We start from the raw sequence: 11,918 nt of genomic DNA, 5'->3' as shown, positions 1-11,918 counted from the left end.
ATCTTTGGGAGGGGGGTTCGGGGGAACCCTTTCTATAGAAAGGGTTCCCCCGACAACGCGTTTCAAAAGCAAGTTGCCCTATCTGACAAGAAACACCTCCCGACACTGGGAGCGCGCGGGCTTGTGGAACATGAAAGCCATGCCCGACGCCAGGGGGGCGTGGCAATTCTCCTGCAGGCAGGCCTTGGGGGCGTGCTCCAGGCGTTCCAGGTCGCGCACCTGGGGCCGGCAGAACAGTTCTCCCCAGGACGTGGCGTAGACCAGCGCCGCCTGCCGCAAGGCCCGCTCTTCCCGCTGGGCCGTAAAATTGCCGATCACCATGCAGGCCGTGACCACTTCCGGGGCCAGAAGCTGTTCCATGGGCGGGGCAAAGGTGCGATCCAGGGGAAAGCACTGGCGCACCGCCTCCAGCAGGACCTGCAGATCGGCCAGGGTCATTGGAGCCACCAGGGCCTGGGCGGCAATCTGCGTGTGCGGTCCGCACAGGCCATTGGCGTGCAGCCAGGCGCAGAGGCGCTCGGGGGAATGCTCCCGATTGAGCAGTTGCCGCGGGCTGCGTGCGGCGCGCGGCGCGCCTGCTCCTGCCGGTCCTGCCGACCCGCCAGACCCGCCAGACCCGCCAGACCCTGGCGACGAACCCGGCCCGACAGCTCCGGTGGTGCCGGCGGCCTCGGTTGGCTCCCCGAACACATCCCAGACCAGCATCTGCCCCGGCTGGCCGCGGCTGAGGAACTCCAGACTGCGGAAAGGTTCCTGCCGGCGATCCAGAAACGGAATGCGCATGATCTTCAGCGGCCGTGGCGTGAAAAAGGCGCTGATACGCCGCTGCAGCTTGCGCAGATCGTCCATGCTCACATGGGCTTCCACCGCGCCGGAATCCAGGGCGGCATGGATGCGCGCATAGGTGGAAAGCAGAAACCGCATGATCCGCTCGCCCAGCTTCAGGCCCTCGGTAAAGGAATCCGCCGCCTGCGCCTCGCGCCGGGGGTCCTCGCCGGTGGCGGGACGTGATTCCAGCTGAACCGCCACCCCTGCCTCGCTGTGCGGAAAAAAGTAATCCGCCGCGCTCATCCCCCGCCCGACACCCGAAGCCTGGGCAAACTGCAGGCCCGTCTTGCGCCGGAAGGCCAGCCGCATGAGCCCCTGGGCCTCCGTGTTGCCGGTCCGCTCGTATTGCTCGTACACCTCGCGAAACAGGACGGCGTACGGGTCTATCTCCCACATGTCCCGGACCCCGCGATGAATGCGGTCCTTGATGCGGTCGCACAACAGCGGTGAGGCGGCGTTTTCCCGCACGTAGTGATCCAGCAAGGCCACCTTCATCACCGACTTGAACGGACTCTTGAGCGCCTTGACCATCTGCCACAGCGCCGCGCCGAAATACTCCTCCCGGGGGATGGCGGCCAGGCTGCCCATGTCCATCACCCGTGACGACGAGGCATCCCCTTCGCTCCACCGGCGCAGCCGGGCGTACACCGTGTCGGGTGCGCCGGCCGGCGCGCGCCACCACAAGGGCGTCTTGCCGGCCAAATGGATGCCGGTGCGGTAGAACTCCTCCTTGAGCAGCCGGGCCTGGGCCGTGCCGCTACTCTCAGCGCTGCTGAAGCCAAACTGGTTCTGCCGCACGGCCTCCATGTCCATCAGGAAAAAATGCACTTCCACACCCAGGACCTCCGCGGCCCAGGCCTCGATGTGCCTGCACTTGCGCTCCAGGGCCGCACGCTGCCCGGGGGAAACGGCGGCCTTGTCGTAGCAGCACCACAAATCCAGGTCCGAAGCCAAGGTCTGGGCAATGGTCCCGGTGCTGCCGATGGCGCACAGCGATTCCAGCGGAATGGTCTCCTCGGCAATCAGCGCCGCCGCGCCCGGCAAGGCGTGGTGCGCCAGCCCCCATTCCCTGAGGAAGGCCAGAGCCTGAGGGCCGGGATGATAGCCCTGAATGCGGCAGGAGGTATGCCCTGCAGGTGGCACACCGCCGCCCCGGGGCACGCTGCCTGCCTCCAGCAAGGCCGGCAACGCGGTAAGCAGGGCACCGGCCCTGACCGGAAACAAACAGGACGCCCAGAGCAGCCGGCGGCGATTGTTGGCCTGCATGGCCGCTTCCCGGCGCGCAGCGTCCCGGGTTTCCATCCATGTCTCGATGCAGCCGGCCAGCATGCGCCGGCCTTCCTCGGCCTGCAGGGCTGCCGGCGGCGACGCAGGAACCGTGCCCGCAGCAGCGGCCTGCTCCAGGCGGGATTCCACGGCCTGGCGGGCGCAGTCCAGCAGGGGCGGCGCATCGCCGCGGATACGCTCCACCCGGGCCCCGGCCAGATTGCACGCCAGCACCGCGCCATCAATGCAGTCCAGCTCCCGAACGGCCATGCCCTCCATGCAGCACTGGGTCCATTCCACGGCCCTGGCCCGCACCTGATTCCAGCGGCTTGCCTGCAGGGAGCAGGCCATCAGCCCCACGGCCTGGCACTCCACGCGCGAAAAAAACGCGCCGGACAGGTCGCAGGCCTCGAACCGGCAATCCTCCAGCCGGCTGGCCTCCCAGACCACGCCCGCCAGACTGACGCCCAGGAACTGACAGCGCGCCAGGGAAGTGCGTTCCAGGACAGCCCCCTCCATGGCGCAGTCCTCGAAACGGCAGTCCACGAACTGCGTTTCCCGGAATTCGCCACCCATGAACACGACCTGCTTGAAGACGCAGCCGGCGAACCGCGCCTGCTCGGCAAACAGGCGTGGCAACTGGCAGGCAGTAAAGGTGCATTGCTCAAATTCCGAACGGGAGACGTCCACCGCCTCCAGCCGCAGGGAGGAAAAGGCCGTCCCGGACTCCTGACGCGCCGGCCCCAGCACGGCAGCCTTGCCCGATGCCCCCCCGGCAGACGATGGCGGCAAGGCCATGCTGGGCACAGGCGCCGCAACATCCGGCCAGGCCGTTGCCTGTGCCCAGCGGCTGGCAGCCTGCCGCCAGGCGGCCAGTCCTTCCAGCACCAGCCCCATATCCGTGCTGTCCGTGCTGGTGTCATGCCCGGCACGGCCGCCAGCCGCGTCAGCCCCGCCAGACAGGCGCAACCGCCGCAACACCTCGTCCAGCCCGCGGACGTCGGCCCGGGCCAACAACCAGACGGCGTCAAGCACCACCTCGGTCTGCTCCGTCTCGGGCAGGCCGTCCAGCACCTCCCGCCACAGACCGGGCGCGCCGCGCAGCACCGTGGCCAGCAAAAAACTGCGGTCCTTGGGATGGGATGTCAGCAGACGCCGCGCCGCCTCCGCCGCCTTGGCGGATTCCCACTGCACCAGACAGTCCAGGGCAGCCAGACGCACATCCCGCGCCGGATGCCGCAGCATCGCCTCCACCAATCCGGCCACGGACGCATCTTCCGGCATGCAGACATCCCGGGCCAGACGACCGAAGCGCGCCAGGGTGGGCACATCGGCCTTGGGCATGTGCCGCACCAGGGCTGCCGCCAGACTGCGCACGCCCAGCCGGTGCACCGTGCAGGTAAGATAGGCGCTCTGCTCCCTGGAAAGCGGCATGTTCAGCAGTTTTCCCAACCAGATGCCGAAGCGGCTGCGCAACAGTTCACGTTGCAGCGGCCAGGCCAGGGGCGAACCGTGGTGTTCCATCTGCTCCAGGCAGACCAGCACCTCTTCGGGATCTTCCACCGCAATGCGCCGCACGGCCTCCAACGCCCAGTCCGTCTGCTCACGATCCGCCCCCGGCAGCAGCAGCATGCGGTTGGCAAGGCGCAACTGCACCGCCGCAGGCAGTTGCCGGAACATCCCGGCGGCCACCTGTCGCGTTGTCAGGGGCGTCTGGATGGATTGCAGAGCCAGCACCTCACCCCAGGCGCCCAGAGCAGGCAAACGCTCCCAGCAGAATTTCACGAAGGCGACATCGCGCGACGTCCTGACCAGCGACCCCAGCAGACAGGCCAGTTCCTGGCGCTGCATGCCGGTGGCTGGCGCGGCGGGATCGGTCTGCTGCAGGAATCCCAGGGCCTGATCGGCCAGCAGCATTGCCTCTGTCGGCGAACGTCTGCCCCCAGAGACCAGCCCTTCCCGGAGCATGGCCAGCACCCTGGCCAATGGAGACTGCGCCGCGGCGGTGGCCATGCGCAGCTAGGCCCGGTGGGCGGCATCGGCGTAGTAGCCAAGCTGCCGGCCGGGGGAAAGATACTTGAATGCCGACCGGGGCAGGGCCTCCGGTCGGATGCATCGGCGAATCTCCAACCCGTCCTCAATGGACAGATCAATGACCAGCGCCTCCATGCGCGGCACCTCGGGATGGTAGACCATCACCGAAGGTCGCGTGGCCCGCTTGGGATTGGTGGACACCACCATCCCGAACAGCCCGTTGGAGAGCTGCACCACGCTGCCCGGCGGGTACACCCCCATGCACCGGATGAAGGTGGAAAGGCACAGCTCGTCCAGCTTGGCCCGACTGCGATTGAACAGATGCTTCATGGCCATATGTGGGATGAGCCCTTCCTCCTGCTCGCGCTTTTCATCATGCTGCCCGCCCTGGGCGCACAGATTGTCGTAGCGATTCACCACGTGTACGATACGCGCCAAGCGATGGACCCCCTCCCCGGAGGCTCCCTTGGGAAAGCCGCTGCCGTCCATGGCTTCATGGTGCTGCAGGATGACGGGCAAGGCGGCGCGCGGCACATTGGGGAAATCCGCCGCCAGTCGCGCCCCCACCAGCGGATGCTGGCGGTAGTACTTCTTGATCGCCAGCTGCAGCTGCAGCTGGCCGCCCTGCAACGAGGTGGCCGGCATGCGCCCCTTGCCGATGTCGTGCATCAAGGCGCCCATGCCCAGGGCATTGAGGGCGGACTCGTCCAGGCCAAGTTCCGCCCCCACCATCATGGACAGCACCGCCACGTTCAACGCATGAAAATGATTCCGATCTTCCTGTGATTTCGAGGTGATGACGTTCAGCAACACATCGCGTTCACTCAGAAACGTCTGCGCCAGGGAGTGCACCACCTGGCCTGCCGCCTCGGCGGCTTCCGTGCTTTTGCCAGACACCCGACGGATGATGGCCGCCACCTGCGTCACCGATTTGGTGTACTGCTCCTCGCATCGCGTGTACCTGGAGTGGCGTTCCCGGTTGCGCTCCAGGGTTTCGCGCTTGAGGGCCTTCAGCTCGGCAGAGACCGGCGTTCGGAACGTCGGAACGGCCCGCGGGGCGGCGGGGGCGGTATTTTCGGCAGGCGGCGCGGCAGGCACCACCGCGATCGCCCCACCCGAAAGCGGCAACGGCATACCATCGCTTTTGTCCAACACCACCAGCAGGTGCCGCACCCCGGATACCTTGAGCGCATTGACCATGCCCTCATCCGTGAGCTTGAGCGCCTTGCGCGGGAACGGCCAGCGCACCACATCGTCCCCGCCGCCCTGCTCATCGAGCCGAACGAAGAGTCCGATGCAGACTTGCCGCACATCAATGGGATATTCTGTTACTGGCATAACACTGGCACTTGCAACAACGCCCGACAGCTACCGACATGTATTGTAGCCAAGATTGCAGTTCGTCATACAGGCGTTGTACGCTGCCTGATTGCGATGCGCCGCAAAGTTCTGACTGCATACCGCATTGCAGTTTGCATATGCCTGGCTGCATCCCGCAGATCTGCCTTGCTGCTGTTGCTGCGGCTTCTGTTGCTGTTGTTTGGGCTTTTGTTGTTGCTGAGAATTTTGTTGTTGCTGTTTTGGCTTTTGCTGTTGCTGAGGATTTTGTTGCGTGGGCGGCTTGAACTGGGATTGCGAGCCCTGGCCCTGCTGCCCCCCTCCGCCCGACTTGACGCACTGCCCCGCGGAATTCTTAGTGTACCCCGAAGGGCATGCCACCGTCCATGCGCCGGCAGCGGGTGCGAAACTCAGCAGCATGGCAATGGCCAGGGTCATGGACAATCGTGCGCAGCATGAATGTGATGTCATTTCCTTGTCTCCTTGTCTGTCAAAGGCCTCCCCCGGGCTGTCCAATGCCAGGAGAACATCGTTCATACTCGAGCACGCACCCCAAAAAAAAGCAACCGCTCAGGGTTTTCAGTCTGTAAAAAATTCCTCCATCCTGGGTGGGTGTTCCCCTGCCGATGTGGCGGCAAGGGTTTTTCCCAGTTCCGCCAATGCCAGTCGCTCCAGCACATAGCCGTCATACACGGCCGCCACGGTCTTGCCGTCGGGCCGGATGGTTGCCCGAACCAGCACCTCCCGGGCCAGATTGGCCACCAGCTCCACGCGCCCGCCAGGCACGTCCCAGGAAAGCACGTACAGCCGCGCGCCGGGCTGCTCGACCATGAAGGCCCGCATGGCCCGAGCCTGGCGGGCATCGTCCGGCATGCCCGGCCCGGGCAGCGCCGGCAGGTGCCGTGTCTGCACCGTGGCGGGTGGCTGTTCGGACAAGGGCAATGCGCTGCCGGACTGTTCCGGGCCGGGTGGCGGCGCAGGCCGGGCCGGCGCTGGAGGGATGGCCGCTGGTACCGGCAGATTCCCCGCCGCAGGCACTGCAGCCGGCGTGACTGGCGTGACTGGCGTGACTGGCGTGACTGGCAGCGGCGACATGGCCAGCTCCAGCGGCGGCCCCCGGGAAATCACTGCATATCCTGCCCCCAGCACCGCCACCAGCGCCAGCACCACCACGGCAACCTTCCAGGGCGAGAGCCCCTGCGTGCCCCCAGCCTGCGCCGGGGCCGCCGCGGGGTCGCCCAGGTGAAACCGGGGCGGGGGGGCGGACGAATGCCCGGTCGCGTCCTCGGCCTCCCTCGCGGCCTCCCTCTCAGCCTTCCTCGCCGTCTCGTCCTTTTCGACAGCTCCGGCAGTCTCGCCCGCCTCAACTGTGCCGACCGGGGCCGGCGGCGGAGCTGCCAGATCCGATGGAACGGGCGGCACGGGCGGCACGAGATCGTCCAGCCCGGCCGGAGTCCTGGCGCTTCGCTCCCGTGGCACTTCCTTGTGCAGGGCCAGCGCCCGTCCCAGCGCGGCTTCCACCTCGGCCCGCAGCGGCTCCGGCGGCATGTGCCCCTCCCGCCACTGCCGCTGCGTGCGGTGGAAGGCGGCGCGTACGCCGTCCGCCATCACGGCGATCCAGGGATCGGCCTCGTTCCAGGGCACATAGGCCTCGCACGGCTGCCCGCCGGGCAAGGTCAGGGCCAGAATCTGCCGTGTGACGGGAAAGCCCTCCGCCTCCCCGGCAAACCACGCCAGCCGGTGCGCATGCCGCACCAGCCCCGGCGGCAGACGGCCAGGGCTTTCCAGATAGCCCTGCACCAGATGCGCGCAGCACCGTCGCGGATCATCCGGCATGAACCGGGCCCGGCGTCGGGTCCAATCCTCGCAGGTGCAGCGCTGGGCGGCAAAGTCCGGCTGGGGCTCGGGCATCAGCACTCCGTCAAGGTGTAGGTCCGACTGCCCAGGCCGATTTCTTCTCCGTACGAGAGTTGCAGCTCGCCCCGGGTATGTGTCCACAAATGGTTGAATTTATTTTCACCGCAGGCATGGCCCGCGCACAGGTGCGTGCCGGGCAGGGCCTCCTGGGCATTGACAAGATCCAGGGACGCCTGGTCCAGGGCCACGGGATCGGTGGCGGCAAGGATGCCCACATCCGGGACGATGGGCGCATCGCTCCAGGGCAGACAGTCGCAGTCCGGGGTGACATCCATCACGAAGTTGATGTAGCCGATGCGCCCGGCCTTTTGCCGATGCGCGCCCAGGGCGTATTCGGTCATGCGTTCCATGAACGGCGGAATCTGCGTGGCCCAGTCGATCTGTACGGCCTTGGTGGGGCAGCACTGGAAGCACTCGCCGCAGCCGATGCACACGGCCTTGTCGATGACGGCCTTGGCGTCCGCCCCCACCACCGCCGCCTGCACGGGGCAGATGCGCTCGCACTCGCCGCAGCCGATGCAGGTATCGGCATCCACCTGAAACCGCGGGGAATGCTGGTCCCGCTTGCCAGCGCCCGGCGAGCAGCCCATGGCCAGGTTCTTGATGGCCCCGCCAAAGCCGGCCATCTCGTGCCCCTTGAAGTGCGAGAACATGATGCACACGTCGGCCTTGGCAAAGGCGCCGGCCAGCTTCACCTGCTGAAAATGTTTTTTATTGATGGGAAATTCCGTCACGCTTTCGCCCAGCAACCCATCGGCAATGAGCACCGGCGCATTCACCGAGGCAAAGGAAAAGCCGTGGCGGATGGCGGTTTCCATGTGGTCCACGGCGTTGTACCGGCTGCCGGAATACAGGGTATTGGTGTCCGTGACAAAGGGCTTGCCGCCCAGCTCGCGGATGCGGTCCACCACGGCGCGCACGAACACCGGCCGCACGAAGCAGTCGCTGCCCAGCTCGCCGAAGTGCACCTTCACGGCCACCAGCGCCCCGGGGGTGATGAGCCGGTCGAACCCGGCGGCGTCAAACAGTTTCACCAGCTTGCCGCTCTTGCTGTCGGCCCGGGAGCGGGATCGGAAATTGACGAAATGTACCGTGCTGGACATGGTCTTCTCCTCGAACGTGCTGATGATCCGCATCACAAGGCCAGCCGACGCGCCACTTCGCGCCGGCAGGCGTTTTCCACTTCCAACAGGGTGGCCAGGGCGCCGTTGAAGTCCACGGGATCCGCGGTGAACAGGCCGTGGCCGAAGACCATGGCCCCGCGCCGTCCGGCCAGGGCCACGGGCACAGTCTGACACAGCCCCGTGGGGCCGGTGCCCACCTCGCCGGGGACCACGGGAATGTCCGGGCAGCCCTCGGCCTCCAGGTACCGCGACCGTGGGCAGCGGATCTGGCAAAACTCCGCATCCGGGCATGGCGACTCGTTGCCCGTGCCGCGGCCAGGGCAATCCATGGACAAAATCACCGCAAACCGCGGGTGCCCGTGCAGGATGGCCCGCACCCGGCAGCCTGTCTCGGGCATGCCGGCCATGGCCTGCTCGATGACCGCCTGATGCGCCGCGCACTCGCTGGATGCAGTGATGCCCGCCGTGGACGCGCCCAGGGCAGGGTCATCGGTCAGCGGGCAGGCATCGATGGCGTCTTCCAGGGCATCCAGGGCCGCACCGGTCTGGCTGATGTGCATGATGGTATCCATCACGTAGGAAACATTGCCGAAACAGGAATCCACCAGCCCCAGCGTCACCGTCACCCGGCCGGCTTCCATCATGGCGGCCCGGGCCACTGTGGGGTCTTCGAACGGGCCGGTCATGAGCCGGGGCGGATCGTCCACGATGGCCGGCAGGGCATTGAAGGCGGCCGCCACGGCCTCGCTGGTGGCGCGATCCATGCCGCGCAGGCGGGCCATGAGCAGGGCATCCACAAAAAACTGCACAAAGGTGGCGAAGCAGATGCAGGACACGGTCACCGCGGCCTGCCCCGGGGTAAGCGCGCCCGCGGCGAGCACGAGGGGTACGGCGTCGCCGTCGAGCACGATGCAGCCCTTGCGCCGGCTGAGTGCCCCGGCCACGGCGGCGGCCTCCAGGGAAGGAGCCACGGGGATGTCGTGCAAAAAAGTGCGGGTTTCGGAGTCCGCCGGCTGCAGGGCCGTTGCCCCCTGACGCATGGCCTGGCGGACCAAATGCCGGATGACGACGCCATACGCCCCCGCCGGCCGGATGCACACCAGGGCCGAGCCGGGCGCCGCCTCAAAGAGGGCGTTCCAGGCGGCGGGATCAACCGGCTGGCGATTCCAGACGCAGCCTTCGTCCAGGGCGGCGACGAGCGGAGCATCTTCCCCTGCCCCCACCGCCAGCCCGGCCTGCACCAGGGAATGGGCTATCTGCTCCAGGGCCTCACGCATGGCGGCCTCCCTGTTTGTTGGGCCGATTGGCGATCGCACCGGCAGGGCACCCCGAAGCGCTCCAGCCGCGAATCCTGTAGTACTTGGCACGTTCTTCCAAAAACGCGCGCCTGTCCAGCGGCGGGATGGAACCGTCGCCGGCCGGCGCTTCAAAGCATTGCGGCGGCAGGTCATCCTGGGCAGCATCGAAACCGGCGGCGCAGTGCAGGCGGCGGTCCTGCTCCACCAGGGCGGCGCCGGCGGCCGCGAGATCCCCTGCCGAAACATTCCAGCCCGTCACCGCAGCCAAGGCCTGGGCCAGCTCCTCCATGCCCAGGGCGGCCAGGGCCAGACTGCACACGCCCAGGCTCTGGGCCACGGCAGCGGCGTCTTCGCCGCGGGCCACCAGCCGGGCCTTGCCGGACCAGGAAAAACGGTCCACGGGCACGGGTTTGCGCAGAATTTCCTGATGCCAGACCACGCAGGCGTCGGGAAGCGGCCCCTGGACCCCCACAGCCAGGGCCAGGGCCAGGCCCCAGGCGCCGCGCGGATCCATGCACGGCAGGGCCATGCCCTTCACGCGCATGCCGGCTTCGGGAGAGCTGACCAATCCCTCGCCCCGGCCCAGGCCTTCGAGCAACTCGGGCACCACGTCCTCCGGGCAGGACAATCCCACGGCGTCCAGATGGTCCGCCACGGCCGCGGCGGCTTCCCCGGCGTCCAACCCCAGGACCAGACAACGGTGGAAGGCCCGCACCGCCAGCGCCCGGGATCCGCCGCCGATGCGGACGGAAAAGCCGGCCATGGCCGCCAGATCCGGCAGCGGCTGCCCGTGGACGGTCCTGCCGCACGGCACGGGGCAGGCGGTGCAGCCCACATGACCGGGCACGATGCCGGCGGCATACGCCAGTGCGCCCAGCGGTTCGGCCGCCGCGGCATGGCTGGCGCAGGGCGATGGGGACAGCAGCAGATGCCGGGCCGCAAACAGGTCGAAGAATGCGCCGTCGCCGTGCCGGCCGATGCCCGACGCCCCGGCCAATGCCGGCGAGGCGTGGATCAGCCGCAGAAAGACCCGCCGCATGCGCCGCAGGGATTCCGGATCATGCACGGCTGTTGGCTGGCGGCCGTCCACGGTCACGGCCAGCAGATTGCGTCCGGCCATGGCCAGCCCCAGTCCGCCGCCGGGCACGGGCCGGCCGTGCTCCTGCAGGAGGCAGCCCAGGGGCGATCCGGCTTCCGCCGCCGGCCCGACACAGACCACCGCCCGCCGCGGCGCACGCAGCGCATTCAGCCGATGCGACGTCTCCAGGCCCTGCAACGGGGCAGCATCGGCAAATTCCACCGAGCCCTCCCCTATGTGCAGCGTCACGGGCGCATCGGCCCGGCCGGTCAGACACACGGCGTCCAGTCCGGCCCGCAGCAGGGCCGCGGCCAGACGACCACCGGCAGGCGCATGCCGCACGGTGCCCGTGAGGGGGGACACGGCAGCGATCACGGCCCGGCCGGCCATGGGCAACACTCCCGCCGTCAGGGGGCCGGCGACAAACACCAGGGGCGGTTCAGGCGCGGACGCCAGCAGCCAGCCGGCCAGTCCGCGGCCACCCAGGACCGCCCGCAGGATCGCACGGTCCACGGACTCCACCCGCCAACGCCGGCGCTGCAGGTCCACATGCAGCACCCGGCCGCGCCAGCCGGTCATGCCTCGGCCTGTGTCTCCACCGGCACAGGCGAAGGCGTCCCGCGCAGGGGCTTGATGTCGATGATGGGCGTGCCGTCCAGCACTTCCAGGGGGTGCACGGCGATGCCATCCGGAGCCACCCGGACAATGTTGGTCACGTGCAGCCCGATGGGATTGGGCCGGTTGGGCGAGCGGGTGTTGAACACGCCCTGCAGCGGCCGGGTCCGGTCGCCCCGGGGGTGCACCTGCAGCAGATCCCGCCGGGACAGGTGCAGCCAGGTGAGCAGCACCACCTGCTGCCCGGCCTCCAGCCCGAGCATGCCTTCGCGGAACTCGGGCAGGATCTCGATCACCGCCTCCACCCCGCCTTCGTGCTCCATTTTGGGCGCATCTTCCTTGGTGAGGATGGAAGAACGCACCACCCCTACGGGGAATACATCCATGTCCGCCGAATCGTGCGCGTGCATGACGGCCGCA

General features: G+C 67.9%; 8 protein-coding genes. All 8 read right to left on the bottom strand.

Annotated features, from left to right (window positions below; genetic code table 11):
- Positions 1-78: 78 nt before the first annotated feature.
- The 8 genes from DGI_RS06860 to tsaA all read right to left on the bottom strand — a co-directional run bounded on the left by DGI_RS06860 (position 79) and on the right by tsaA (position 11,908).
- The gene (locus DGI_RS06860; RefSeq protein ID WP_021760100.1) at positions 79-4,107 is read right to left on the bottom strand and encodes a class I adenylate cyclase; all 4,029 of its coding nucleotides are present in this window, start codon (positions 4,105-4,107) and stop codon (positions 79-81) included.
- Between the two features lie 6 nt (positions 4,108-4,113).
- Positions 4,114-5,466, bottom strand: a complete 1,353-nt coding sequence (locus tag DGI_RS06855; protein WP_021760099.1) for an HD-GYP domain-containing protein — start codon at positions 5,464-5,466, stop codon at positions 4,114-4,116.
- A gap of 30 nt (positions 5,467-5,496) precedes the next feature.
- Positions 5,497-5,904, bottom strand: coding sequence for a hypothetical protein (locus DGI_RS18975; protein ID WP_193787670.1), 408 nt, complete (start codon positions 5,902-5,904; stop codon positions 5,497-5,499).
- Between the two features lie 141 nt (positions 5,905-6,045).
- Positions 6,046-7,377 (bottom strand): hypothetical protein, encoded by a 1,332-nt coding sequence (locus DGI_RS17075; protein ID WP_021760097.1) that lies wholly within the window; start codon positions 7,375-7,377, stop codon positions 6,046-6,048.
- Positions 7,377-8,486, bottom strand: coding sequence for a DUF362 domain-containing protein (locus DGI_RS06840; RefSeq protein ID WP_021760096.1), 1,110 nt, complete (start codon positions 8,484-8,486; stop codon positions 7,377-7,379). The genes DGI_RS17075 and DGI_RS06840 overlap by 1 nt, the downstream gene beginning before the upstream one ends.
- Positions 8,487-8,518: 32 nt before the next feature.
- The gene (locus DGI_RS06835) at positions 8,519-9,784 is read right to left on the bottom strand and encodes a class II aldolase/adducin family protein (RefSeq protein ID WP_021760095.1); all 1,266 of its coding nucleotides are present in this window, start codon (positions 9,782-9,784) and stop codon (positions 8,519-8,521) included.
- Positions 9,777-11,462 (bottom strand): aldehyde ferredoxin oxidoreductase N-terminal domain-containing protein, encoded by a 1,686-nt coding sequence (locus tag DGI_RS06830; RefSeq protein WP_021760094.1) that lies wholly within the window; start codon positions 11,460-11,462, stop codon positions 9,777-9,779. The genes DGI_RS06835 and DGI_RS06830 overlap by 8 nt, the downstream gene beginning before the upstream one ends.
- A complete protein-coding gene (gene tsaA, locus DGI_RS06825) occupies positions 11,459-11,908 on the bottom strand; it encodes a tRNA (N6-threonylcarbamoyladenosine(37)-N6)-methyltransferase TrmO (protein WP_021760093.1) in 450 nt (149 codons plus the stop codon). Before tsaA ends, DGI_RS06830 begins: the two co-directional genes overlap by 4 nt.
- Between the last annotated feature and the right edge of the window lie 10 nt (positions 11,909-11,918).

Source organism: Megalodesulfovibrio gigas DSM 1382 = ATCC 19364 (assembly GCF_000468495.1).
GTDB classification, from domain to species: domain Bacteria; phylum Desulfobacterota; class Desulfovibrionia; order Desulfovibrionales; family Desulfovibrionaceae; genus Megalodesulfovibrio; species Megalodesulfovibrio gigas.
The sequence above is the reverse complement of the archived record's forward strand: the minus strand, read 5'-3'. Positions and strand labels throughout refer to the sequence as shown.

What these genes read in the sequence shown, in the direction of transcription:
- DGI_RS06860 (WP_021760100.1), bottom strand. Translation starts at nt 4,107, where the DNA reads ATGGCCACCGCCGCGGCGCAGTCTCCATTGGCCAGGGTGCTGGCCATG.
- DGI_RS06855 (WP_021760099.1), bottom strand. Translation starts at nt 5,466, where the DNA reads ATGCCAGTAACAGAATATCCCATTGATGTGCGGCAAGTCTGCATCGGA.
- DGI_RS18975 (WP_193787670.1), bottom strand. Translation starts at nt 5,904, where the DNA reads ATGACCCTGGCCATTGCCATGCTGCTGAGTTTCGCACCCGCTGCCGGC.
- DGI_RS17075 (WP_021760097.1), bottom strand. Translation starts at nt 7,377, where the DNA reads ATGCCCGAGCCCCAGCCGGACTTTGCCGCCCAGCGCTGCACCTGCGAG.
- DGI_RS06840 (WP_021760096.1), bottom strand. Translation starts at nt 8,486, where the DNA reads ATGTCCAGCACGGTACATTTCGTCAATTTCCGATCCCGCTCCCGGGCC.
- DGI_RS06835 (WP_021760095.1), bottom strand. Translation starts at nt 9,784, where the DNA reads ATGCGTGAGGCCCTGGAGCAGATAGCCCATTCCCTGGTGCAGGCCGGG.
- DGI_RS06830 (WP_021760094.1), bottom strand. Translation starts at nt 11,462, where the DNA reads ATGACCGGCTGGCGCGGCCGGGTGCTGCATGTGGACCTGCAGCGCCGG.
- tsaA (WP_021760093.1), bottom strand. Translation starts at nt 11,908, where the DNA reads ATGCACGCGCACGATTCGGCGGACATGGATGTATTCCCCGTAGGGGTG.